Below are 26930 nucleotides of genomic sequence, written 5' to 3' on the forward strand. Positions count from 1 at the left end.
GAACAGCGTCAATCGCGGCGGCCACCGATGAGGTGCCGCCCTTGGCGCCGCACGGTGACCCCGGCGGGCAGGGATACTTCTCCCTGCCCATGCCAATCGGTGACCAGGGATTCCACCGCGCCCAAATGCCGGTGCGTCACCTCCGACTCGGCGATGCCCATATCGATCAACCACAGACGAATCAGCCGTACCCGCACGGCGCCGTCCTCAGCCGACAACTCCGATACCACCGGGCCCGGATCGAGGTCCAATTCCGCATAGCGGCGCTGTACCAGCCGATCGATGAAGTCGACGTCCGCCGCCGCCTGAGCGGCCGTACGAGCCAGGTTCCCCACGAATCCTCTCCCAAGGGTGGCCTCCAGCGTGTCCATCGCTCCACGGAGAGCCGAACGTTTAAAACGATCATCGGAATTGTGGGGGTCGATCCACGGCCTCAGATCCTGGCTCCGACAGTATTCGTGTGTCAAGTGCCGGGGCAGTCCCAGCAAGGGACGTCGATAACGGCCGCGCTCCGCGCGCATTCCGGCGATGGCACGTGGTCCGGATCCGCGCGCCAAATTCAACAAGACGGTCTCGGCCTGATCATCCCGGGTATGCCCCAAGAGAACGGCCCGACTCCCCCAGCGGTCCGTCTGCGTGTTGAGGGCGGCATAGCGTGCCTGCCGGGCCGCCGCCTCCGGGCCGCCCGAATACTCCGCCGGACGAACCGACAGTACGTCCGCGAAGTCGAACCCACGTTGTTTGGCCCAGTCCCGCAATTCCTCCGCCCGTTGTGACGAACCGACCTGCAGTCCGTGATCGACCGTCGCCAGAGCGAGGCGCCATCCTCGACGCGGCGCCACGAATGCCGTGGCATCGGCGAGCGCCAGGGAATCGGGGCCGCCCGAACACGCCACGGTCACCGTCTCTCCCTGAGGCAGGTCGGCCAGAGATTGTCGGATGGCGTGGCGTATCAGCGACACCGACCGCGGGATCTTAGGCACCGGTTCGTTCTCTCCATTCGGAGGGATTCCGGATCTCGTGGAGCGTCGGTAGGCTGTCCGGACCGTCCCAGATGCGGTTGAAGCCCTCGATGCCTTCGGCGGCGATGATGTCGTCGACGAACTTCTTTCCGGCGAGGTATTGGCTGTATTTGACGTCGAGGCCAAGCAGCTGACGGATGACGCGTGTTACCGATCCGGGATTGGAGCGGTAACGGTTGAAGCGTCGGCGGAGCGTTTCCACCGAGACGATCTCAGTGGCTCCAATGGTGTCCATCATGGCTTCGGCATGCCCCTCCAGCAAGGACATGAGCGCCTGGATGCTCTCCAGGTGCCGACGCTGCTCCTCACCGGCGACGGCTCCCAGCAGTCCCAGTTCGTCGTTGGGCTCGTTCTTGCTGAGGCGTTGGCACGCCTCTTTGAGGAAGTTCCCGGTGTCGGTGATGGAAACGACGTTGCGCACCAGCTCTAGGAAGTATTCCCGCAGCCACGGCACGCCCTGAAACTGCAGCAGGTGAGTGGCTTCGTGGAGCGCAATCCACATTCGGAAGTCACCGGGATTGAAGTTGAGGCGCTGTTCTATACCGACGATGTTGGGGACGACGAACAGCAGTTGTCCACCTTCCCGGGAGAACGGTTCATACTGACCGAGCACCCGTGAGGAGAGGAATGCCAAGAGAGTGCCCACTTGTGCTCCGGCCATGTTGGCGGTGAAGGACTCGTCATCGTCGGCGGCAAGATCGACCTCCTTGGCGAGTTCGCGGAGTCCGGCGATGTTGGCGGCGCTCCATTTCGGGCGATCGACCGCCCGGATCGTCGTCTGCCGACTGAGGACCAGGCCGGAGTGGTCACTGACCATGGCGACCGCCCGGTGGGCCCGTTCTTCGACGTCGGTAACCGCCTGCCGGGCCCTGGCCAAGGTGACGTTGGGGCCGCCCCCGCCGAACAGTCGCGCGTATCTTGACGCTCCACCCCAGTTGACGGGTGGAAGCAGTGTTTCATCCAAGCTTGCCACTATTCCAGCCTAACCGTTCTGCACCGGTTTTTTCGACCCGATCACGGTTGCGTGCAGTGACACGGCGGCCGGCGGCCTCAGCAGCCACAGGCAGCGGCGGCGGCAGTGGCTTCGTCCATGACCGAGGTGGCCACGGAGCGGTTGAAACCGTATCCGTTCACGATCATGGAATACGCGATAAGACGTCCGTCCTCGGTGACCAGGGTTCCGGTGAGGGAACTGACCATTCTGAGCGTCCCCGTCTTTCCGCGCACCTGACCGTGGGCGTCTTCTTCGTCATCGAAGCGATCGGCGAGACTCCCGTTCACTCCCGCGACGGCCATGGTCGGAAAGAGCAGGCGGTTGCGTTCCCCCTCGGTTTGACTGTGCAGAAAGTCGGTGAAGATGCCGGCGCTGATCCGATTGTCCTGGGACAGTCCCGAACCGTCCTTGAAGTCGGTTCCGTCGGTGGAAACTCCCAGTTCATCGAGGTATTCCGTGAACACTTCGCCCACGTTTTCCCAATTCATCTCCCCTTTTTCCTGAAGAGCGACCTGCATGGCCAATGCGTCGGCCAGAGTGTTGTCCGACATCCGCACCAGATACTCGCTCATGTCGTATACGGTCGGAGAATGCACCTGCCCGAGTTGGTCGGAATCCTGCGGTGCCTGTCCGGCCTTCACCTTTGAGGCACCGACCATGGTGGCGAACTCTTCGGCGGCCGACTCCACCGGATCGTCCTGGCGTGCCCCGTAAAGGGCCATTTCAGTTCGCCCGCCGTCGATCATGAGTGACCCCATATTGGCGGTGTAGTGGCTAAAGTCGCCCGATTCGGTTCCCGGGGCTTGAGTGGAACCGCCGAACGCCGAGTCGTCGACGATGACGGTCTCGGGGGAATCGCCACCGCGAGCGTCCAGGACCTGGTCGGCGAGGTCTTTGAGACTTCCCGAATCGGAATAGTATCCGTCTCCGTCCTTACTGAGAGTCACATCGCCCCCGCCCACGAGAACGATGCTGTCATCGGTTCCACCGGCCACAACGGTCGTAGGGATGCGATACCCGGCACCTAGTTTATCGATGGCCACCCCGGCGCTGATGAGCTTGAGCGATGAGGCCGGAGCCTGTTGTTTCTCGGCGTCTTTCTCGTAGAGGGGCTCTCCGGTCGTCATGTCGACGAACGACGCGGTCATGCCGGGTTGCTTACTGATGATGGGCTCCAGCACATCCGCGAGTTCAGGAGAGAGAGCGCTGTCGTCCACTCCGGATAGTACTGTGGCGGGTTCGGGCGGCAGGTTCGCCTCCGACCAGGTGATAATACCCACTTCAGTGTCGTCCGGGGAGGCCGCGGCCGACACAATGAGAGAAAAACTCGTTACAGTTGCGGCTATGGCGACGATCGAGAGGATCCACGTCAGGACCTGAACGTACCTCGGCGAGGAATCGCGGGCGTCGAACAGGGACTCCTCTCGCAGCGAGTCTTCGTTCTCAGACGACTCGGTTCGGTTTACATCCTGTGGCGAATTACTCGCCTTGCTGGGGTCAGCTCCGTGGTTGTCGGCCATAGAAAGAGACTAGAGCATCTAGTAATGAACACCTACGACGAGGGGAGTCGGCCAATGGAGTTCGACATTACGGTTGAAATTCCAAAAGGCAGCGCCAATAAATACGAGATCGACCACGAAACCGGTCGCATCCGCCTGGACCGTACTTTGTTCACCGCTACCGTGTACCCGGCCGACTATGGCTTTATCGAGGACACCCTGGGACAGGACGGCGACCCGCTGGACGCCTTGGTCCTCGTGCAACAGCCGACGGTCCCCGGCTGCCTGATTCGTTCCCGTGCCATCGGAATGTTCCGAATGAAGGACGAAAAAGGCGTCGATGACAAGGTGCTGTGTGTCCCCGCTGACGACCCGCGCAAGGACAAGTACCGGGACATCGCCGATGTGTCGGAATTCGATCGCCTTGAAATCGAACACTTCTTTACCGTTTATAAGGACCTGGAACCCGGTAAGAGCGTGGAAGGTGCCACTTGGACGGGCCGTGCGGAAGCGGAAGAGGAAATTCGTCGGTCGTTCCAACGTCTCAAAGACAATGGAGAACACTAAGCGACGTTTTCATGAATTCCTGTGACACCACCCCGGTGTCACGACGTGGCTTCGTTTGCCGTTCAGAGGGACCCATCCACCTTCCGGGTTCAGGTGGCCTTCTGAACGGGCGGACGTCCACACCCCACCGCGAACGATCGGTCGACTATTTCTCGTCGGCGATGACGACGTCCAACAACCACGGCTTCGTTCGTCCCGCCGGCTCGTGGAGTTCGGCTTTGAAGCCGTCGGCGATCAAGAAATCCAATAGGTCCGCGGCCGTCTGCGGCTGCGCGCCACTGGCGATGATGCGTCGCGTCACCAAACCGCGCGTCGCCTTGGCCATGTGAGTAACCGTCGTTCGACGTCCTTCATCGTCTTCTTTGAAGATCCGAACGCTCACGCCGCTGTTCTTGGGATTCCACATCGATGTGTACGCCGAGGAACGCATGTCGATGATCAAGTCGTCCTCGTATTCGCGCATGGCCGACAGCAGGGGGTCCTTCCAATACCGCGCTACGGTGACTCCCAGTTCGGTGAATTTCGTGGTGGGCGGCATACGATACACGGGTACCCGATCAGACGGGCTCAAGAAACCCCACAGCGGCGACGCGATACGCACTTGATCGCGATCCGGGAGATCTCCCAGCTGGAGGTTCTCGTACAAAACCCCGGTATACAATTCCCAAGCCGTGACCGTGGGCGCGTCCCACAGTTTCCGGTTGTGCTCCACGTAATGCTCATTGCGCCCCGACAGCTTGAGCCGTGCGATGGCCTCTTGAGTATCAGCCGACAAGTCGACCAGGAAATTAACCAAGGTCTCGCGAACCGGGTTCAACTCAGGCATGGACAGACGTTCCAGCTGTATGGGATTCCCATCCCCGGATTCAGTTTTTCCTTCAGATGGTGGTAGCAGTATAAGCACAGCTACGAGTCTACCTTTAAGAGTCGGCAATTCAAGATGAGCGTAGTTTGACGCCACATTCGAATCAAGCATGCCGTGGAACCGCCCCGGATCGGCGGAAAACACACAATGCATTACAATCATCGATGCGCCGTTAGCTCAACTGGCAGAGCTGCGGACTTTTAATCCGTAGGTTGTGGGTTCGAGTCCCACACGGCGCACTCGTTGATTCATCACCGTCGACCGACGGTATTCCACGGTCGCTTCCGGTCATCCGGAAGCAGTGCTCGTGGCACCGGACTGCGCCGACTTCGTATCCGCGTTCCGCCCGGAACCCAGGTTACGTTCCAAGACGGCGAGATAGGTGGGTTCGGCTTCTTTCCACAAGCGGCACCCGATCGGGGTCGTTGCCAGAAACACCGCACGACGATCGCTCGAACACGCACCACGCGTGACTGCGCCCAACTTCTCCAGCCGAGTCACGGTTCGGGAAAAGGCACTCTGGCTCAAATAAAGTTGACCTTGCAGCTCTTTCATCAGAATCTTGGCCGGACCCTCGCCACACACCTGGGCGAGCGCATCAAGAACGCTGAACTCACTGAGCCCCAAACCGTGTCGCTCGCCGAGCTCTTGCTCCAGCTGACAGGCGATCCCATGATACGAGTTAAGAATGTCACACCAGTCTTGTCGCACTTTCGGGAGTTCACTTTTGCCCATGACCTGCAGTTTAACACGTTACAAATTTTTATGCCAGTACATTATATGCTTTGACATTAAATGTCGACGCATGTAATCTCGGCGCCGTGACTACGACAGAAGAAAACCAAACCACCCCAAACCAACACCACCACAGACCGTCCTGGTCACCGGCACTCTGGACGGTACTCATCACCGCCTCCTTCGCGCTCTGCCTTGATGCGCTCGACGTCTCGATGATCGGAGTGGCACTCCCCAGCATCGGTAACGAACTGGGGATGTCCAATAGTTCCCTGCAATGGATCGTGTCCGGATACGTCCTCGGATACGGTGGCCTGCTTCTCCTCGGCGGCCGCGCCGCCGACCTACTAGGACGCAAGAAGGTCTTCGTCGTATCGCTCATAGTGTTCGGAACCGCTTCACTCGTCGGTGGTCTGGTCAATGACGGCACGCTCCTTATTGCCAGTCGTATCGTCAAAGGTGTCGCCGCGGCCTTTACCGCTCCTGCCGCCATGTCGATTGTGACGACCACATTCGCCGCCGGCCCCGACCGCAACCGAGCATTGTCCATCTTCGCGGTATTCGGAGCCAGCGGCTATGCTTCAGGGCTCGTCCTATCCGGCCTACTGACCGAAATCGGCTGGCGGTGGACCTTCCTAGCGCCCGCACCTGTCGTCTTGGCGGTACTCATCGCCGCCGTCATCTTCTTCCCACGCGATCCCGAACGGGAACGTGGACACTTCGACCTGGTTGGGGCCCTGACCCTGACGGGTGGAATGCTCAGCACGGTTTACGCCATCGTCACCGCTCCCGAAACGGGCTTTACCGTCGATGTCTGGATCGCGGCCATCTCGGCAGTGGTATTGATATCGGCGTTCTTTATCGTGGAGCAGCGAGTCGCCGATCCGCTCATCCGTCTATCGGTCCTGCGCAACGGGACGATGGTGCGGGCCAATATCGCTCTGATGGCGCTCTTCGGCTCCTACCTGAGCTTCCAGACCATGATGTCGCTGTACCTCCAGAATGGACTCGGCTGGGGTGCCTTGGTCATGGCCATGGCGCTGGCTCCGGCCGGATTGATCGTCGCGTTCCTCTCTCCCTCGGTTGGACGTCTGATTGACAGGTGGGGAACCACTCCCCTCATCATGGGCTCCCTGGCCTCGATGTTCGTCGGCTACGTGCTATTCCTCTGGCGCGGCGGCTCTCCCGAACCGAACTACGTCGCCGACTACCTTCCCAGCGTCATCCTCTTCGGCCTTGGCTTCGCACTCGGCTTCTCCAGCATCATTTCCCAGGCCACCGGCACGGTCGGCGATGCCGACCAGGGCCTGGCGTCCGGGCTTGTCAATACCTCAGGACAGGTCGGCGGCGCGCTTGTGCTCGCGGTGGTGACCGGACTGATCGGCAATGCCGCCGGTAGCGGATTCGCCCAATTCCAACCCGGACTTATATTCGTCGCCGGCGTGGCCTTGGTCGGTTTTGCCGTGGCGGCACTACCGATGACGCGACGAAACAGCAGCCTTACGCTGACCACCTCCTAGCACCAACAGACCAAAAAGGGAACCGGGCAATCGGGGCGAGACGCGTGCGCGTCTCGCCCCGATTTCTCTCCCGCCACCATCCACGAAACCATCAGACCTCCTGGATTGGGACGTGCGGTGTATCATGTTTCGCGCCCGTCTCAATGTAATCGACGCGATGATCGGGTAAGGTCTTGTCTGCGCCGTTAGCTCAACTGGCAGAGCTGCGGACTTTTAATCCGTAGGTTGTGGGTTCGAGTCCCACACGGCGCACCGAAAACACGGCACTGGGCCGGAGGATGGTTCCTCCGGCCCAGTGCCGTATCGGTTCAATCAGCCTGGCAACTCAGCTTCGAGCTCAACCGATTCATCTTAATCAATAGACGTCCGATCCCATCCAGTCGTCGTATCCGTATCCGACCGGATCATCGTAGTCACGACCCAGCCACGACACATCGGTACCGGCTGCCGCGCAGCTCTCCAATGTCAACTGGGACCCTTTGTCACCCTGTGGGAACGCGACACACAAATCTTCATCCACCGTCGAACGCAGTTTATCGCCGTCAACGGTGAACAATTGATTGTCCGTACCGGTGCACTTCCACAGAATCAGGTTCGTGCCGGCTGCGACCTCTCCACCTTCAGCGTCAACGCAACGAGCCTGACTGAGCTCGATCTGAATCGTCTGCGTGCCTTCGTCATATCGGAAACCTTGATTCCGGCCACCATGACAATCCCAGCTCACCAGCGGCGTTGAGTACCGCGAATTATAGCCTTCGGCATCCATACAGTAACCGGAAGCATCGTCCACGACATCCTGGAATTCGAAGAATCCCTCATAGACTTCGGGATCACCGGTGTAGTTCACATCGACACAGGTTCCATTCTGCCAATCCGGATTGGCATAGAAGGAGCTAATGCAATCCGCGAATGCTCCGTGACCTCGATAGTTCGGGTGAAAGGACTGCCGAACCATGTGTTCGAACTCCCCCGCATCCCAATCAATATAGAGCCCACGCGCCCAGGGGTTCTCCGAACACACCGCGTGGCCGTCGAACAATCGGCTGAGGTCCAGGTACCGCACGTCCTTATTGAGGGCGGCCTGTCGCACTCCATCCTGGAAGATCGCCACCGCCTTGTTGCGAGCAAACGCCTGGTCCTCTAGATATCCGAGACAACCTCCGTCGTACCAACCGGGAAAGTCAGGATTGTCTTCCACGTCGGGGCTCATAGGAGACGGATATGACATGTACACCAGTTCATAATCCGATTCCAGGTATCCCGCACCGGTCATGGTACCTCGAATGGCGGTAATCGATTCTTCGATTCCTTCTTGGGTCACGCTTACCCTTGCGGCCCAATCGTCGGTGTAATCCGGCCAGCAAGGCCCTTGGAACAGGACCCGGTTAGTGACACAGTCGGACATGGTCGGCCCGAATTCCACTCCACCTTGATCATTGGCTCCGACCGCCACGAAGATCATTTTGACGTTCGTATTGCGAGCCTTGATCGCGAGATTGTCCCCCTGATTCAATTCATCCCATTGCGACGCACCCGAACCTTCGATCAGGTGCGGTGTCTGCGCTCCGGAACAAGCCAGGTTGTAAACCTCGTCGGAGGAGATATCCGTGCGAAACATGGCCTGGTCGTATGACCTGTGGCACCAGTTTCCCTCTCGGTCGGTGTCCGGGTCGTAGTTTCCGACGCCTTCTCCGGATATTTCGCTGTCACCCATGGATACCAGCGACGTGTCCCGATCCTCAAGGTCACGAATCTCGGGACTGCCATACAGCTCCGTCGCCTCAGAGGCACGAATCTGCTCAAGATGGTCGGGCAATGGAACCACATCCGGTCGATTCACCTGAATCTCCCCTTGAGCGTTAGCGCCTCCCGGCGCGGCCACCAAGGCGAAAACCAGAGCGAAGGCCGACATTGCGATGAGCGACTGTCGTAGGCGCTTCATGGCTCCCCTTTCTCTCGACAGAGATATTTATCTATACCTACCAGACGGTAGCATTACCCGAAAGTAGTTACATGTCGAGATCTAGAACAGTCTAATAACCGACATCTCCCGATATCTTTTCCCGTTGGAATAAGCCGGCCTCCAGGAGCTGCCTTCCCCGTCTGAGTAGCGGCGAACGCATCGAAGCTTTCTACTCCCATCAGCGCTCGCCCCATCCCCCGGAGCCGCAATACCGTTAGGTATCTGACACTATATAAAGTCATGGATTACACGGGCATGGTCGAACCAGGCGGTTCCGCACAGACCTTGGAACTTAAGCAGCTAAGCATCACCAAATTCTCAGTCTCGGCAATGGACAATAATTGCTATCTCTTGCGAGACAAAGAGTCCGGGCAGAAGCTACTCATCGACGCGGCGGCCGACGCGCCCCGAATACTCGAAGTAACGGGAACCGATCTCAGCGCCGTGATCACAACTCATAAACACTGGGATCACGTACGCGCACTACAACAGGTCATCGAAGCTACCGGCGCACGCTCCTACGCGCATCCCGACGATAGTCCCGAAATTCCCATCGTCACCAACGCGGTACATGACGGTGACGTCATTCGACTCGGTGCCACTGAACTCTCCATCATTCACTTGGTAGGCCATACCCCCGGATCCATCGCCGTTCGTTATCTCGATCCACACGGGCACGGCCATATCTTCACAGGTGACTCTCTATTCCCTGGGGGCGTAGGGAAGACACATAGCACCGAGGATTTCAAAAGTCTCATTTCCGACGTCGAGGAAAAACTCTTCAAACTGTCAACCGACAATACTCACGTTTACCCGGGTCACGGGAACGACACCACCATCGGTACCGAACGCCCGCACCTCGACGAATGGCAGAAACGAGGCTGGTAACCACAGTCGTCCACTCTCAGATTGAGATGCCTTCAACAAGGTGCCGAGGGCATCTCAACTCGCCGCGTATACCGTACCGGTTTCCGAACGCGGATCGGCAGCGCCAACCGGACGGTCTTCCTCCATTGCAATAACATGGGCATGCCCGAACGCGGAACCCGCGTCCGCCTCCAAACACCTATGCCCACATCGACGCAACTCACTTGCCCAGTCCAATGCCGCGCCTGACTCTAGATCAACGTCGAATTCTTTCCGACCATTGCTTTCAGCATCCTGACCGGAACCCGGAGAATATCTGGCCTGATTCCAAGTATCGAAACCGGTTTCACCAGGATGGAGCCTCCAGCGCGGTTCCCACATCGCTTGCGCCGGAGACTGCCCATGCAGCAACACCCTCGTTACGAGTTGCATCAGAATTTGCGGTTGGGAGTCACCACCCATCGTGGTGGCAATCAACCGCAGATCATTATTGGAGTCGGTCGCCAAAAACGGCACCAAGGTATGCGCGGGGCGCTTTCCTGGTCGGTATTCTCCGGGGTGTCCTGGCACCAGATTGAATCCGACGCCGCGATTCTGCAGCCCGATACCCGTTGTGGGTTCAAACAGATGCGAACCAAACCCAGCCGCGTTCGATTGGATATATGAAACCGACATACCGTCTCTATCGCAAACGGCCAATGCAGTGGTTCCCCCAGCAGCCTGTGCATCGGGGACGTCAACTCGGCCGTGTGGAGAGATCAGTTCGGCCCGCGCCACCGCATCGTCCAATACCGACTGCACATCCGAATCGTCAAACAGGACATCCGAGCGATCGGAGCCCACAACCCGTGCCGCTTCGGAAGTCAAATGAGCCCATTGCCCTGAACCAGGGTTCTCCGGCAACCAGCCCTTATCGTTCAATCGCTCGATGGCCTTCAAACCCGCCAAGGCCATATATCCCTGTGAATTAGCAGGTGCAGTCCACAACCGCAGTCCAAACACATTCAAGTACAGCGGCTCAACCCACTCTGCCTGAGACGTATTCAAATCAGCTTCAGTGTATTCACCACCACCCATTCGGATCAGCCCACGGCCAAACTCACCACGATAAAACCCGTCGCGACCTTCCTCAGCAATAGCCGCAAACGTTCGCGCAACTCCCGGTCGCCGCAGAATCGAACCGGCTACCGGGCCACCTTCGTCCACATCCACATTCCAGAGGTCTTCCGCCCCCGGCACTCCCTTAAGGCGCTCACGTACCGCCCGGGCGAGCATTCCTGTTGCCGCAAAGCCCTCATCCGCCACCTTACGTGCGGGCTCCAACAACTCTCCCAATGAGAAAGTACCGTACCTGTCAACAAGCTCGACCCAACCGTCAACGCACCCTGGCACCGGAGTTAGCCGGATATCGTTGCGGAACGGCATAGTAGTGTGCCCCTCCTGCCGCATACGTGCTGCATCCGCACCCGAACCCGCTCGGCCCGAAGCGTTTAGGCAACCCGGTTCAGCGTCCCCACGCTGTTGTACGAGCGCAAAGAGATCCCCACCCATACCGCACATATGTGGCGCGACCACAGACAACACAGCACCCGCAGCCACGGCGGCATCGACCGCGTTTCCGCCCGCGTTCAGGATGTCACGCCCGGCCGCGCTCGCCAGTGGGTCAATCGTAGAGATCAAACTCTTTGAAGGCATGTTTCATACTGTAAACCGTATTGCTAGCCGTTCGGTAAGTGGACTCTCATGGTAGAGGTCATTACATTAAACATATTCAGAATTCTGAAGGAATAGAAATCGACGACTGCTAGTGTTTGTGTGGGTGGTGTGGATGCCGCTCTATACCCCTACCACCAGACACAAAAAGGAGAAGGGGGAAAAGCCAGTGGCTTCTCCCCCTTCTCCTATTCACAAATAAAATTAAATTGTTTGGCAGCGACCTACTCTCCCACACCCCCACGAGTGCAGTACCATCAGCGCAGAAAGCCTTAACCACCAGGTTCGGAATGGAACTGAGTGTACCCCTCCCGCACACACCACCAAACAAAAACACACAGGCCAACACACCCAGGAACACAAACCCCAGCATGTTGCCTCAGAATCATATAATGCACGTGAGCATCAAATCTCTACCCCAACCAACCCCCAAAAAAGGGAAATATTGGTTAAGCTCTCGGCCATTAGTACCGGTCCACTCCACAAGTCACCCTGCTTCCATACCCGGCCTATCAACCCCATCATCTCTAGGGAACCTCACCAACAAACCAATGTTGACGGAGATCTCATCTCGAAGCACGCTTCCCACTTAGATGCTTTCAGCGGTTATCGCTCCCGAACGTAGCCAACCAGCCATGCCCCTGGCGGAACAACTGGCACACCAGCGGTTCGTCCATCCCGGTCCTCTCGTACTAGGGACAGCCCCTCATCAAATCTCCAACGCGCGCGGCGGATAGGGACCGAACTGTCTCACGACGTTCTAAACCCAGCTCGCGTGCCGCTTTAATGGGCGAACAGCCCAACCCTTGGGACCAACTCCAGCCCCAGGATGCGACGAGCCGACATCGAGGTGCCAAACCATCCCGTCGATACGGACTCTTGGGGAAGATCAGCCTGTTATCCCCGGGGTACCTTTTATCCGTTGAGCGACACCACACCCGTACGTTGATGCCGGATCACTAGCCCCAACTTTCGTTCCTGCTCGACCCGTCAGTCTCACAGTCAAGCACCCTTATACGCTTACACTCACCAACTGGTTTCCAACCAGCCCGAGGGCACCATTGAACGCCTCCGTTACCATTTAGGAGGCAACCGCCCCAGTTAAACTACCCACCAGGCACTGTCCCCCAACCCGATCAGGGCCGAAGGTTAGACACACCATCAAACCAGAGCAGTATTTCACCAACGACTCCACCAACACTAGCGTGCCAGCTTCCCAGTCTCCTGCCTATCCTACACAAACCAAACAGTGCACCAATACCAAGCTATAGTAAAGGTCCCGGGGTCTTTCCGTCCTGCCGCGCGAAACGAGCATCTTTACTCGTACTGCAATTTCGCCGAGCATATGGTTGAGACAGCAAGGGAATCGTTACGCCATTCGTGCAGGTCGGAACTTACCCGACAAGGAATTTCGCTACCTTAGGATGGTTATAGTTACCACCGCCGTTTACTGGCGCTTCAATTCACCACGACACCCCACAGGGCTAATGGATCCTCTTAACGTTCCAGCACCGGGCAGGCGTCAGTCCATATACCTCACCTCACGGCTTCGCATGGACCTATGTTTTTAGTAAACAGTCGTTCCCCACCAGACTCTGCAACCCCCACCAGCTCACAGTCGCTTGACTACACCAGTAAGGGCCCTCCTTCTCCCGAAGTTACGGAGGCAATTTGCCGAATTCCTTAACCATACATCACTCGAACGCCTCAGTATACTCTACCTGACCACCAGTGTCGGTTTAGGGTACGGGCCGAACAACACTCGCTAGAGGCTTTTCTCGACACCACGGAATCACAGAATTCAACCCAACGGTCTACGCATCAGCGCTCACCCACACCCACTCAAGGGCCATTGCTCGGATTTACCTAAACAACGGGCTACCNCCTTNCCCCGCCTCATCCACCAGACGGTACTGCTATCCCCATGCGTCACCCCATCACTACACTACCAACAGAAAGGACCCCAACCAGATCAAAACAGCCAAGAAGCAAAACCCCTCAACCATCCGTCACCAGCCGGTTAGCATAACTGCCTTCGCACAACACGCATCACTCGGGTACCGGAATATCAACCGGTCAACCATCGACTACGCCTCACGGCCTCGCCTTAGGACCCGACTAACCCAGAGCGGAACAACCGTCCTCTGGAACCCTTAGTCAAACGGCGGACTAGATTCTCACTAGCCTTACGCTACTCATGCCTGCATTCTCACTCGCACACACTCCACGGACACACCCCAACGGGCTAGCTCACGCTTCCGCTTCCCCGCATGCACGACGCTCCCCTACCCACACACAACCACCAACGTGGCCACATGCGCTACGGCTTCGGCGGTGCACTTCAGCCCCGCTACATTATCGGCGCTCAACCACTCGACCAGTGAGCTATTACGCACTCTTTCAAGGATGGCTGCTTCTAAGCCAACCTCCTGGCTGTCAACGCGATCAAACATCCTTTTCCACTCAGCACACCCTTAGGGGCCTTAGCCGGTAATCAGGGCTGTTTCCCTCTCGACCCTTGATCTTTTCACCAACAGTCTCACTGCCAACACCACACAACAGCATTCGAAGTTTAACTCGAGTCAGTAACCAACACGGCCCATTCCCGAATCAGAGCCCTACCACCATCACATGAACATGTTGACGCTGTACCTAAATACATTTCGGGGAGAACCAGCTATCACGGAGTTTGATTGGCCTTTCACCCCTACCCACACCTCATCCCCCCAATTTGCAACTTAGGTGGGTTCGGGCCTCCACACGCTCTTACACGCGCTTCACCCTGGACATGGGTAGATCACCCCGCTTCGGGTCTAAAACACACAACTCTACGCCCTCTTCAGACTCGCTTTCGCTCCGGCTACCCCACAACAGGTTAACCTCGCTGCACACCTTAACTCGCAGGCTCATTCTTCAAAAGGCACGCCATCACCCACACCCACCAAAAGACAGGCAACAGGCTCTGACGGCTTACAGGCACACGGTTTCAAGCACTCTTTCACTCCCCTCCCGGGGTACTTTTCACCATTCCCTCACGGTACTCATCCACTATCGGTCACCAAACACGTTTAGGCTTACCAGACGGTCCTGGCAGATTCACACAAGGCTCCACGAACCCCGCACTACTCGAGCATCACACCAACACATGCACACCAGCCTTCACCTACAGGACTCTCACCCACTCCGGTTGACCATCCCAAGCCATTCAGCTAACCAGCACACACACGCACGCCCCCGGTAGAAGACGACCAGCGCAACCTCACAACCCCGCAACCGCAACAGCTACCGCCTCTTCACACGATCACAGTTTAGCCTCCATCCGCTTTCGCTCGCCACTACTCACGAAATCACTATTGTTTTCTCCAACAGGTACTAAGATGTTTCACTTCCCCGCACACCACCAACTGGCCTATACATTCAACCAGCAGCAACCGACCACCAAGCCGGCTAGGTTACCCCATTCGGAAACCCTGGGATCAATGCCCTGTTGACAACTCCCCCAGGAATATCGCAGCCTCACACGTCCTTCATCGGCATCATTCGGCACCAAGGCATCCACCATGCGCCCTACACAACTTAACCAACACACACCCACACACACCACACACGACAAAGCAGCCCGCTCATGCACCACCACGAAGACACAACCCCGCAACAGCCACACCAACACACCACCCACGCGCCACAGCACATGTAGGCACAAGTCAGTCAGGATAGAAACATAAAGACACTCACGCACACTATACAAATCTCAAACAACACACCAGCCAATGCACACGCACACAACACGCACCACACCAACCAACACATCACCACCACACCATCCACAACAGACAACACAGCAGCAATCCGCCAGCCAATGCACACACGCCACACACGCTCAACATCAACCCGCTCCAAGGCCTATCGCCTCAGAACCCAAACAGGGTGCCACACCAACACCAGAACCACCAACACAGCACCCCCAGCACCACCATCAAACAACAGTGACAACAAGAAACACCACACCAGCAAACACCAGCATCAATGCGTAAATAGACAGTCAACGAGTAAACGACACACCATAAAAAACAATCAGTCCACATCCAAAACAGCACAACAACAAACGACACTCGCCGCTCGCGCCAACCAACACCACAATCAACAACCACTAACCAAACCAATGATCACCAATCATCAACTGCACACAGCATCAGCCAGACCATTCCAGACAATAAAGAAACCACCAACTACTCACCACCACACACAACATGCACGGCAATGTAACAGCACCCAAACAGGCACCACAACTTCACTGACAGCCCCTTCAACAGACTCCTTAGAAAGGAGGTGATCCAGCCGCACCTTCCGGTACGGCTACCTTGTTACGACTTCGTCCTAATCGCCAGCCCCACCTTCGACCACTCCCCCCAGCAAAAACCGGTTAGGCCGCAGGCTTCGGGTGTTGCCAACTTTCATGACGTGACGGGCGGTGTGTACAAGGCCCGGGAACGCATTCACCGCAGCGTTGCTGATCTGCGATTACTAGCGACTCCACCTTCATCGAGCCGAGTTGCAGACTCGAATCCGAACCACGACCGGCTTTACAGAGATTCGCTCCACCTCACAGCTTCGCTACCCGCTGTACCGGCCAATGTAGCATGCGTGAAGCCCTGGACATAAGGGGCATGATGACTTGACCTCATCCCCACCCTCCTCCGGTTTAACACCGGCAGTCTCCCGCAAGTCCCCAGCCGAACTGCTGGCAATACAGGATAAGGGTTGCGCTCGTTGCGGGACTTAACCCAACATCTCACGACACGAGCTGACGACAGCCATGCACCACCTGTCACCCAGTCCGAAGAAACCCACATCTCTGCAGGCGTCCGGGTGATGTCAAACCCAGGTAAGGTTCTTCGCGTTGCATCGAATTAATCCGCATGCTCCGCCGCTTGTGCGGGCCCCCGTCAATTCCTTTGAGTTTTAGCCTTGCGACCGTACTCCCCAGGCGGGGCGCTTAATGCGTTAGCTACGGCACAGAACCCACAAAAGAGCCCCACACCTAGCGCCCACCGTTTACAGCATGGACTACCAGGGTATCTAATCCTGTTCGCTCCCCACGCTTTCGCTCCTCAGCGTCAGAACAAGCCCAGAGATCCGCCTTCGCCACCGGTGTTCCTCCACATATCTGCGCATTCCACCGCTACACGTAGAATTCCAATCTCCCCTACTTGCCTCAAGCCTGCCCGTATCCACCGCAAAACAATGATTAAGTCACTGCCTTTCACGACAGACGCAACAAGCCGCCTACGAGCCCTTTACGCCCAATAAATCCGGACAACGCTCGCGCCCTACGTCTTACCGCGGCTGCTGGCACGTAGTTAGCCGGCACTTATTCAAACACTACCGTCAACAGACAACAAGCCTGCCTTCGCCATGAATAAAAGGAGTTTACAATCCGAAAACCGTCATCCTCCACGCGACGTCGCTGCATCAGGGTTCCCCCCATTGTGCAATATTCCCCACTGCTGCCTCCCGTAGGAGTCTGGGCCGTATCTCAGTCCCAATGTGACCGACCGCCCTCTCAGGCCGGCTACCCGTCACCGCCTTGGTAGGCCATCACCCCACCAACAAACTGATAGGCCGCAAGCCCCTCTCCAGCCGAAAAAACTTTCCACACACCACCATGCGATGACATGTCATATCCAGTATTAGCTGCCGTTTCCAGCAGTTATCCCAAAGCCAGAGGCAGGTTACTTACGTGTTACTCACCCGTTCGCCACTCGAGTACCCAGCAAGCTGGGCCTTTCCGTTCGACTTGCATGTGTGAAGCACGCCGCCAGCGTTCGTCCTGAGCCAGGATCAAACTCTCCAACAAAAACCAAAAACAAACAGTTAATGCCGAAAACTCAACCTGACCACAATAATCCAAAAAATATCGGAATAAAGAAATCAACAGTCATACAAACCAACCAAACAACACCACCACCATGCCCAAACAGACACAACAACAGCATCATCCAGCCAGCCCGCACGCTGACTATCCAAACACCCTGTTCAGTTCTCAAACAACACGCCACAACCAACAACACCACAAAACAGCATCACCAGCCGAAGCAACCCATTCACAATACCAGAACCAAAATCAACGATCCCTACCGGGGTCTAAATAATTCCGATACCGAATGGTTCGATCATCAACCGCAACAACCAATTTCGACCCCGAACGCAGATCCGAAATATTTAAGACCCGTTCGATCCGGTTTAACCGGTTGTCTCGGCGACAAGAACTAATCTACGGTATCTGTTTCCCGCCAATAAAAACGGGGTCCGTTGCAGTGACCCAGCACTCCATTTATGCGCTTTCGCTGCACAATTCCACCCCAATTAGCCACGCCCGCACTGTGAATCAACCGTTACCAATCCATTTCAACGCTCGTTACCAAGCATCCGTTGAACAAAGAATCAATATGTACCCCGTCGGGAACCGATTCAACGTCGGTACGCGGAGTACCTCACTAAAATCCGCAACCCGCTTCGATGCATCTTGCCCATAGGGCCACATACGCTTACCACATAGTCAAATCCATCTTCCTTGCCAATACTTGACAGAAGGTGAGATGATGTCACATTAAGACCAACGTTTAGTAAAGGCTGCCTCTTGGCGCCAGGCAATGTAATGAAACGAGGGTAAGTCCAGTAAGTTGTGCACACCGTCTGGACCTCAGTTAGTGGAGCGGCACATCGCCACAAGGCATAGACACAGCCGCGACCCTTCGAATCTTCTCTTGTAACGTGGTAGATGCCGACTGGCAAGGAACGAAAGCCGGGTAAGGAGATAATGGATAACATTCCAGAAGCGGAGGGACCAATATCGTCGACGGTTCGCCGCTGGCGTCGCCTCGCTACTCGCCACAACGTGGAATGGAGCGAGCTAGTCCTCATTGCGCTCAATCTCTACGGCCTGCGTGGAACAAACCCCGAAAGTCTTCGTCTACGCCTACTAGCTGAAGACGATGAGTACTTGACTGTAGTCCAGGCTAATAAGACAACGTCGCCATTCAGCCTACGGGCCCATGTCAGCCCCACCTCACCCCAACACGGTTTGCGCGAACTTTGTGTAGATGGCACCACTGTCGCCGAGATTATTGATGTAGAACCTTCGGAGACGGTACGTGGGTATCTTCGTGCTAACGGAACCGCCGCAAACCTTAACCCGCCCCAGTCGAACGACTATGATCAAATAGTTCAGCATTATCGACAAACGCTTCGTCTTCTCGCACATGAAGCTCCTGAAAGTGACGGTCCCGAATACATTAAGGAAGTTGCTTTCAATGCTCATGACGACGCGCACGGCGATATGGATTCAGCCGAGGTTGTACTCCATCTGACCGCGCTGCGTGAAGCAATGACGTCAGAGGACGTTCCGAACTCCGCGACTATCAGTGTTCTTACTACGGCGTTTGATTCAGATTCCGACTTCCAAGGGATTCGTCAGAAACTTGGCCCACTACTACTTCTTGTCGATGTAGACAATCGCATGACCTCGTATCATAGCGAAATAGATGTGGAAACCGCTCTTCCAGAAGCAGAAACACTTGCGAAGACGCTAAAAGCCGCGTCAGACGCTAATATAGAAACTTCGTTCACGCTCACAGTCGGACATCAGTCACTTAATGTCATCAAAGACTGGATTCTCCCTCTCGCCGAACAAACTACAGTGTGGCCGTCACTAACAATTCATCCCGCAGAGACTGCATCCGATGAATCACAACATGTTGCAGCTCCAGATGAACGACTTGATTTCTTTCTCGAAGCGAGAAAACTCTTCGAACAAATATTTGCACCAACAGGACTTAAACCAGAACCATGGCGCTGTTACAGAGGCCTCTGGTATCGCCAATTCGCCGGCGAACCTCTGGAAGGTCCTTACGTTTAGTTCGGGGAAGTACACTCAGTCCTTACCCCGCAACTGATGTTCGAATCCTAATAGCAGAAGTGAGCTTTCAGATTTGATCGATTCCTAATCCAAAGGCTTCGCACATTAGATTTAAAGTCTGAATACTATTCCATTGATTGGTTGTGTGGTGTGGGTGGGTGTTGATGCCGCTCCATGCCGCTCTATACCCCTACCACCAGACACAAAAAGGAGAAGGGGGAAAAGCCAGTGGCTTCTCCCCCTTCTCCTATTCACAAATAAAATTAAATTGTTTGGCAGCGACCTACTCTCCCACACCCCCACGAGTGCAGTACCATCAGCGCAGAAAGCCTTAACCACCAGGTTCGGAATGGAACTGAGTGTACCCCTCCCGCACACACCACCAAACAAAAACACACAGGCCAACACACCCAGGAACACAAACCCCAGCATGTTGCCTCAGAATCATATAATGCACGTGAGCATCAAATCTCTACCCCAACCAACCCCCAAAAAAGGGAAATATTGGTTAAGCTCTCGGCCATTAGTACCGGTCCACTCCACAAGTCACCCTGCTTCCATACCCGGCCTATCAACCCCATCATCTCTAGGGAACCTCACCAACAAACCAATGTTGACGGAGATCTCATCTCGAAGCACGCTTCCCACTTAGATGCTTTCAGCGGTTATCGCTCCCGAACGTAGCCAACCAGCCATGCCCCTGGCGGAACAACTGGCACACCAGCGGTTCGTCCATCCCGGTCCTCTCGTACTAGGGACAGCCCCTCATCAAATCTCCAACGCGCGCGGCGGATAGGGACCGAACTGTCTCACGACGTTCTAAACCCAGCTCGCGTGCCGCTTTAATGGGCGAACAGCCCAACCCTTGGGACCAACTCCAGCCCCAGGATGCGACGAGCCGACATCGAGGTGCCAAACCATCCCGTCGATACGGACTCTTGGGGAAGATCAGCCTGTTATCCCCGGGGTACCTTTTATCCGTTGAGCGACACCACACCCGTACGTTGATGCCGGATCACTAGCCCCAACTTTCGTTCCTGCTCGACCCGTCAGTCTCACAGTCAAGCACCCTTATACGCTTACACTCACCAACTGGTTTCCAACCAGCCCGAGGGCACCATTGAACGCCTCCGTTACCATTTAGGAGGCAACCGCCCCAGTTAAACTACCCACCAGGCACTGTCCCCCAACCCGATCAGGGCCGAAGGTTAGACACACCATCAAACCAGAGCAGTATTTCACCAACGACTCCACCAACACTAGCGTGCCAGCTTCCCAGTCTCCTGCCTATCCTACACAAACCAAACAGTGCACCAATACCAAGCTATAGTAAAGGTCCCGGGGTCTTTCCGTCCTGCCGCGCGAAACGAGCATCTTTACTCGTACTGCAATTTCGCCGAGCATATGGTTGAGACAGCAAGGGAATCGTTACGCCATTCGTGCAGGTCGGAACTTACCCGACAAGGAATTTCGCTACCTTAGGATGGTTATAGTTACCACCGCCGTTTACTGGCGCTTCAATTCACCACGACACCCCACAGGGCTAATGGATCCTCTTAACGTTCCAGCACCGGGCAGGCGTCAGTCCATATACCTCACCTCACGGCTTCGCATGGACCTATGTTTTTAGTAAACAGTCGTTCCCCACCAGACTCTGCAACCCCCACCAGCTCACAGTCGCTTGACTACACCAGTAAGGGCCCTCCTTCTCCCGAAGTTACGGAGGCAATTTGCCGAATTCCTTAACCATACATCACTCGAACGCCTCAGTATACTCTACCTGACCACCAGTGTCGGTTTAGGGTACGGGCCGAACAACACTCGCTAGAGGCTTTTCTCGACACCACGGAATCACAGAATTCAACCCAACGGTCTACGCATCAGCGCTCACCCACACCCACTCAAGGGCCATTGCTCGGATTTACCTAAACAACGGGCTACCACCTTACCCCGCCTCATCCACCAGACGGTACTGCTATCCCCATGCGTCACCCCATCACTACACTACCAACAGAAAGGACCCCAACCAGATCAAAACAGCCAAGAAGCAAAACCCCTCAACCATCCGTCACCAGCCGGTTAGCATAACTGCCTTCGCACAACACGCATCACTCGGGTACCGGAATATCAACCGGTCAACCATCGACTACGCCTCACGGCCTCGCCTTAGGACCCGACTAACCCAGAGCGGAACAACCGTCCTCTGGAACCCTTAGTCAAACGGCGGACTAGATTCTCACTAGCCTTACGCTACTCATGCCTGCATTCTCACTCGCACACACTCCACGGACACACCCCAACGGGCTAGCTCACGCTTCCGCTTCCCCGCATGCACGACGCTCCCCTACCCACACACAACCACCAACGTGGCCACATGCGCTACGGCTTCGGCGGTGCACTTCAGCCCCGCTACATTATCGGCGCTCAACCACTCGACCAGTGAGCTATTACGCACTCTTTCAAGGATGGCTGCTTCTAAGCCAACCTCCTGGCTGTCAACGCGATCAAACATCCTTTTCCACTCAGCACACCCTTAGGGGCCTTAGCCGGTAATCAGGGCTGTTTCCCTCTCGACCCTTGATCTTTTCACCAACAGTCTCACTGCCAACACCACACAACAGCATTCGAAGTTTAACTCGAGTCAGTAACCAACACGGCCCATTCCCGAATCAGAGCCCTACCACCATCACATGAACATGTTGACGCTGTACCTAAATACATTTCGGGGAGAACCAGCTATCACGGAGTTTGATTGGCCTTTCACCCCTACCCACACCTCATCCCCCCAATTTGCAACTTAGGTGGGTTCGGGCCTCCACACGCTCTTACACGCGCTTCACCCTGGACATGGGTAGATCACCCCGCTTCGGGTCTAAAACACACAACTCTACGCCCTCTTCAGACTCGCTTTCGCTCCGGCTACCCCACAACAGGTTAACCTCGCTGCACACCTTAACTCGCAGGCTCATTCTTCAAAAGGCACGCCATCACCCACACCCACCAAAAGACAGGCAACAGGCTCTGACGGCTTACAGGCACACGGTTTCAAGCACTCTTTCACTCCCCTCCCGGGGTACTTTTCACCATTCCCTCACGGTACTCATCCACTATCGGTCACCAAACACGTTTAGGCTTACCAGACGGTCCTGGCAGATTCACACAAGGCTCCACGAACCCCGCACTACTCGAGCATCACACCAACACATGCACACCAGCCTTCACCTACAGGACTCTCACCCACTCCGGTTGACCATCCCAAGCCATTCAGCTAACCAGCACACACACGCACGCCCCCGGTAGAAGACGACCAGCGCAACCTCACAACCCCGCAACCGCAACAGCTACCGCCTCTTCACACGATCACAGTTTAGCCTCCATCCGCTTTCGCTCGCCACTACTCACGAAATCACTATTGTTTTCTCCAACAGGTACTAAGATGTTTCACTTCCCCGCACACCACCAACTGGCCTATACATTCAACCAGCAGCAACCGACCACCAAGCCGGCTAGGTTACCCCATTCGGAAACCCTGGGATCAACGCCCTGTTGACAACTCCCCCAGGAATATCGCAGCCTCACACGTCCTTCATCGGCATCATTCGGCACCAAGGCATCCACCATGCGCCCTACACAACTTAACCAACACACACCCACACACACCACACACGACAAAGCAGCCCGCTCATGCACCACCACGAAGACACAACCCCGCAACAGCCACACCAACACACCACCCACGCGCCACAGCACATGTAGGCACAAGTCAGTCAGGATAGAAACATAAAGACACTCACGCACACTATACAAATCTCAAACAACACACCAGCCAATGCACACGCACACAACACGCACCACACCAACCAACACATCACCACCACACCATCCACAACAGACAACACAGCAGCAATCCGCCAGCCAATGCACACACGCCACACACGCTCAACATCAACCCGCTCCAAGGCCTATCGCCTCAGAACCCAAACAGGGTGCCACACCAACACCAGAACCACCAACACAGCACCCCCAGCACCACCATCAAACAACAGTGACAACAAGAAACACCACACCAGCAAACACCAGCATCAATGCGTAAATAGACAGTCAACGAGTAAACGACACACCATAAAAAACAATCAGTCCACATCCAAAACAGCACAACAACAAACGACACTCGCCGCTCGCGCCAACCAACACCACAATCAACAACCACTAACCAAACCAATGATCACCAATCATCAACTGCACACAGCATCAGCCAGACCATTCCAGACAATAAAGAAACCACCAACTACTCACCACCAGTCAGACTCAACCAACCAGCAGCACACCATCAGACACCCAAAAGCACCCAACAGCAACTTCATCAGCAATCCCTCAACAGACTCCTTAGAAAGGAGGTGATCCAGCCGCACCTTCCGGTACGGCTACCTTGTTACGACTTCGTCCTAATCGCCAGCCCCACCTTCGACCACTCCCCCCAGCAAAAACCGGTTAGGCCGCAGGCTTCGGGTGTTGCCAACTTTCATGACGTGACGGGCGGTGTGTACAAGGCCCGGGAACGCATTCACCGCAGCGTTGCTGATCTGCGATTACTAGCGACTCCACCTTCATCGAGCCGAGTTGCAGACTCGAATCCGAACCACGACCGGCTTTACAGAGATTCGCTCCACCTCACAGCTTCGCTACCCGCTGTACCGGCCAATGTAGCATGCGTGAAGCCCTGGACATAAGGGGCATGATGACTTGACCTCATCCCCACCCTCCTCCGGTTTAACACCGGCAGTCTCCCGCAAGTCCCCAGCCGAACTGCTGGCAATACAGGATAAGGGTTGCGCTCGTTGCGGGACTTAACCCAACATCTCACGACACGAGCTGACGACAGCCATGCACCACCTGTCACCCAGTCCGAAGAAACCCACATCTCTGCAGGCGTCCGGGTGATGTCAAACCCAGGTAAGGTTCTTCGCGTTGCATCGAATTAATCCGCATGCTCCGCCGCTTGTGCGGGCCCCCGTCAATTCCTTTGAGTTTTAGCCTTGCGACCGTACTCCCCAGGCGGGGCGCTTAATGCGTTAGCTACGGCACAGAACCCACAAAAGAGCCCCACACCTAGCGCCCACCGTTTACAGCATGGACTACCAGGGTATCTAATCCTGTTCGCTCCCCACGCTTTCGCTCCTCAGCGTCAGAACAAGCCCAGAGATCCGCCTTCGCCACCGGTGTTCCTCCACATATCTGCGCATTCCACCGCTACACGTAGAATTCCAATCTCCCCTACTTGCCTCAAGCCTGCCCGTATCCACCGCAAAACAATGATTAAGTCACTGCCTTTCACGACAGACGCAACAAGCCGCCTACGAGCCCTTTACGCCCAATAAATCCGGACAACGCTCGCGCCCTACGTCTTACCGCGGCTGCTGGCACGTAGTTAGCCGGCACTTATTCAAACACTACCGTCAACAGACAACAAGCCTGCCTTCGCCATGAATAAAAGGAGTTTACAATCCGAAAACCGTCATCCTCCACGCGACGTCGCTGCATCAGGGTTCCCCCCATTGTGCAATATTCCCCACTGCTGCCTCCCGTAGGAGTCTGGGCCGTATCTCAGTCCCAATGTGACCGACCGCCCTCTCAGGCCGGCTACCCGTCACCGCCTTGGTAGGCCATCACCCCACCAACAAACTGATAGGCCGCAAGCCCCTCTCCAGCCGAAAAAACTTTCCACACACCACCATGCGATGACATGTCATATCCAGTATTAGCTGCCGTTTCCAGCAGTTATCCCAAAGCCAGAGGCAGGTTACTTACGTGTTACTCACCCGTTCGCCACTCGAGTACCCAGCAAGCTGGGCCTTTCCGTTCGACTTGCATGTGTGAAGCACGCCGCCAGCGTTCGTCCTGAGCCAGGATCAAACTCTCCAACAAAAACCAAAAACAAACAGTTAATGCCGAAAACTCAACCTGACCACAATAATCCAAAAAATATCGGAATAAAGAAATCAACAGTCATACAAACCAACCAAACAACACCACCACCATGCCCAAACAGACACAACAACAGCATCATCCAGCCAGCCCGCACGCTGACTATCCAAACACCCTGTTCAGTTCTCAAACAACACGCCACAACCAACAACACCACAAAACAGCATCACCAGCCGAAGCAACCCAAAAAACCCTAACAGAACCGGCACACGCCCCAACAAGCAGCCAAACAGCCACAAAGGACACACACCAACGACACCGCAACACACCACACAAGGCATGCCACAGAACAACCGTTAAAGCATCAGGAACACCCGCACATCTGATAGCGAACCGCGCCACACCTTAGAACCAAAAGTTCAAGTGGTTGTCGTCGGGACTTCGACTATCCGCTCACCGGCCTCGACCCTCCCGGTCTCGTCCGTTCCCTCGCGGGCAACAACCAATATACACACCCCCAAACCCCACCGTCAACCGGGGGTACCCCCACAACAAAACACCAGGTTACAAGAGCGCGAACGCAAATAGAGCCTCCGCAAACCTGCGCCCATTCTGACGCTATGGCTTGGGAGGCCCCATCAATTCTCAATGTAGTGTGCTCGCCGAAACATCACCGTCGGCTAAATCGGTGTCTCTTCCTGAAGAAGCTCAACGATTTCGGTGTACGCCTCATTCGGATCGTCACCGCAACCGTTGTTCTTTACCGTCGTGTCCCCTACCGTCAGAACATAGATGTCGACGTCGCCGCACATGTCGGTGTCGTCCGGTTCTTTTTCGAGGCCGCCCCAGTCGGAAAGCTCGGAACGCTGCTCCAGTTCGTCCAGGTCGGAAACGACGTCCGCGTCAAGCTGCCCTGAATCCGTCTCCTGGGTCTTCTTATGTTCATACGACCATTCGCCGTCAATGTCGACGGTTAGCTCGGCCGTGTCGGACGATCCCGTACGGAGCAACCGGACCTCGTGCGAAAGCTCGCCTGAGTCCTGGCCTTCACCGCCGTCGGCATTGTCGCCGGAGTTCGACTGCGTTTCCTCCGTGGCTGAGTCGTCCTGAGAGCCAGAAGACGACTCGTCATCGGGTCCACAGGCGGTCAGCGCCAAGCCGGCACTCATCAAACCGGTCAGCAGTATCGCAGGAGTTATTGGTCGAGTTCGTTTCATGCGCCCGAGACTAGCACCAACGGAAAAGTCGGATTTGTATTTACAGTCACATTTTCCATCGATCGGAGCGGCGTACTCAGTACCGGTGTTCGCTCAATTGCCCAATACAATGAGCTCAGACACAA

At 56.0% G+C, this 26930-nt stretch carries 12 protein-coding genes, 2 tRNA genes and 6 rRNA genes; 6 read left to right on the forward strand and 14 right to left on the reverse strand.

Annotated elements, in window-relative coordinates:
• Positions 1-8 precede the first annotated feature (8 nt).
• The 3 genes from tilS to dacB form a co-directional block, all read right to left on the reverse strand.
• Positions 9-983 (reverse strand): tRNA lysidine(34) synthetase TilS, encoded by a 975-nt coding sequence (gene tilS / locus HALAL_RS0103485; protein WP_025272671.1) that lies wholly within the window; start codon positions 981-983, stop codon positions 9-11.
• Positions 976-1995, reverse strand: coding sequence for a zinc-dependent metalloprotease (locus HALAL_RS0103490; RefSeq protein ID WP_169732402.1), 1020 nt, complete (start codon positions 1993-1995; stop codon positions 976-978). The genes tilS and HALAL_RS0103490 overlap by 8 nt, the downstream gene beginning before the upstream one ends.
• A gap of 77 nt (positions 1996-2072) precedes the next feature.
• Positions 2073-3536, reverse strand: coding sequence for a D-alanyl-D-alanine carboxypeptidase/D-alanyl-D-alanine endopeptidase (gene dacB / locus HALAL_RS0103495; RefSeq protein WP_025272673.1), 1464 nt, complete (start codon positions 3534-3536; stop codon positions 2073-2075).
• A gap of 54 nt (positions 3537-3590) precedes the next feature.
• Between dacB and HALAL_RS0103500 the strand changes: the two genes are divergently transcribed.
• Positions 3591-4082, forward strand: a complete 492-nt coding sequence (locus HALAL_RS0103500) for an inorganic diphosphatase (RefSeq protein WP_025272674.1) — start codon at positions 3591-3593, stop codon at positions 4080-4082.
• 145 nt (positions 4083-4227) lie between these two features.
• On the opposite strand, the gene HALAL_RS0103505 is transcribed toward HALAL_RS0103500, so the two are convergent.
• Positions 4228-5109, reverse strand: coding sequence for a peroxide stress protein YaaA (locus HALAL_RS0103505; RefSeq protein WP_084471845.1), 882 nt, complete (start codon positions 5107-5109; stop codon positions 4228-4230).
• Between the two features lie 4 nt (positions 5110-5113).
• Here HALAL_RS0103505 and HALAL_RS0103510 point away from each other — a divergent pair.
• Positions 5114-5186: transfer RNA gene (locus HALAL_RS0103510), tRNA-Lys, on the forward strand.
• Between the two features lie 49 nt (positions 5187-5235).
• Here the strand turns inward: HALAL_RS0103510 and HALAL_RS0103515 are convergent.
• Positions 5236-5682, reverse strand: coding sequence for a MarR family winged helix-turn-helix transcriptional regulator (locus HALAL_RS0103515; RefSeq protein ID WP_025272676.1), 447 nt, complete (start codon positions 5680-5682; stop codon positions 5236-5238).
• Positions 5683-5768: 86 nt separating this feature from the next.
• Here HALAL_RS0103515 and HALAL_RS0103520 point away from each other — a divergent pair, with 86 nt between their 5' ends.
• Together HALAL_RS0103520 and HALAL_RS0103525 are read left to right on the forward strand one after the other, a co-directional pair.
• Positions 5769-7202 carry an MFS transporter gene (locus HALAL_RS0103520; protein ID WP_025272677.1) on the forward strand — a complete coding sequence of 478 codons (1434 nt, stop codon included), beginning with the start codon at positions 5769-5771 and terminating at the stop codon, positions 7200-7202.
• 179 nt (positions 7203-7381) lie between these two features.
• Positions 7382-7454: transfer RNA gene (locus HALAL_RS0103525), tRNA-Lys, on the forward strand.
• Between the two features lie 103 nt (positions 7455-7557).
• Here the strand turns inward: HALAL_RS0103525 and HALAL_RS0103530 are convergent.
• Positions 7558-9144: a ricin-type beta-trefoil lectin domain protein gene (locus HALAL_RS0103530; RefSeq protein ID WP_025272678.1), complete on the reverse strand. Its 1587-nt coding sequence runs from the start codon at positions 9142-9144 to the stop codon at positions 7558-7560.
• A gap of 261 nt (positions 9145-9405) precedes the next feature.
• Between HALAL_RS0103530 and HALAL_RS0103535 the strand changes: the two genes are divergently transcribed.
• A complete protein-coding gene (locus HALAL_RS0103535; RefSeq protein WP_025272679.1) occupies positions 9406-10053 on the forward strand; it encodes an MBL fold metallo-hydrolase in 648 nt (215 codons plus the stop codon).
• Between the two features lie 54 nt (positions 10054-10107).
• Here HALAL_RS0103535 and HALAL_RS0103540 read toward each other — a convergent pair whose 3' ends face one another.
• The 4 genes from HALAL_RS0103540 to HALAL_RS0103555 all read right to left on the reverse strand — a co-directional run bounded on the left by HALAL_RS0103540 (position 10108) and on the right by HALAL_RS0103555 (position 17602).
• Positions 10108-11727: a gamma-glutamyltransferase family protein gene (locus tag HALAL_RS0103540; protein ID WP_025272680.1), complete on the reverse strand. Its 1620-nt coding sequence runs from the start codon at positions 11725-11727 to the stop codon at positions 10108-10110.
• A gap of 229 nt (positions 11728-11956) precedes the next feature.
• Positions 11957-12073, reverse strand: a 5S ribosomal RNA gene (gene rrf / locus HALAL_RS0103545).
• A 117-nt stretch (positions 12074-12190) separates the two neighbouring features.
• Positions 12191-15327: ribosomal RNA gene (locus tag HALAL_RS0103550) — 23S ribosomal RNA — on the reverse strand.
• Between the two features lie 740 nt (positions 15328-16067).
• Positions 16068-17602, reverse strand: a 16S ribosomal RNA gene (locus tag HALAL_RS0103555).
• The 16S, 23S and 5S rRNA genes sit together here, the layout of an rRNA operon.
• A gap of 963 nt (positions 17603-18565) precedes the next feature.
• Here HALAL_RS0103555 and HALAL_RS18420 point away from each other — a divergent pair.
• Positions 18566-19663, forward strand: coding sequence for a hypothetical protein (locus tag HALAL_RS18420; protein WP_156937580.1), 1098 nt, complete (start codon positions 18566-18568; stop codon positions 19661-19663).
• A gap of 270 nt (positions 19664-19933) precedes the next feature.
• On the opposite strand, the gene rrf (HALAL_RS0103570) is transcribed toward HALAL_RS18420, so the two are convergent.
• The 4 genes from rrf (HALAL_RS0103570) to HALAL_RS0103585 form a co-directional block, all read right to left on the reverse strand.
• Positions 19934-20050, reverse strand: a 5S ribosomal RNA gene (gene rrf / locus HALAL_RS0103570).
• Positions 20051-20167: 117 nt separating this feature from the next.
• A 23S ribosomal RNA gene (locus tag HALAL_RS0103575) occupies positions 20168-23304 on the reverse strand.
• Between the two features lie 749 nt (positions 23305-24053).
• Positions 24054-25588: ribosomal RNA gene (locus tag HALAL_RS0103580) — 16S ribosomal RNA — on the reverse strand.
• A 680-nt stretch (positions 25589-26268) separates the two neighbouring features.
• A complete protein-coding gene (locus HALAL_RS0103585; protein WP_156937581.1) occupies positions 26269-26805 on the reverse strand; it encodes a hypothetical protein in 537 nt (178 codons plus the stop codon).
• Between the last annotated feature and the right edge of the window lie 125 nt (positions 26806-26930).

This window comes from Haloglycomyces albus DSM 45210 (genome assembly GCF_000527155.1).
Classification (GTDB): domain Bacteria; phylum Actinomycetota; class Actinomycetes; order Mycobacteriales; family Micromonosporaceae; genus Haloglycomyces; species Haloglycomyces albus.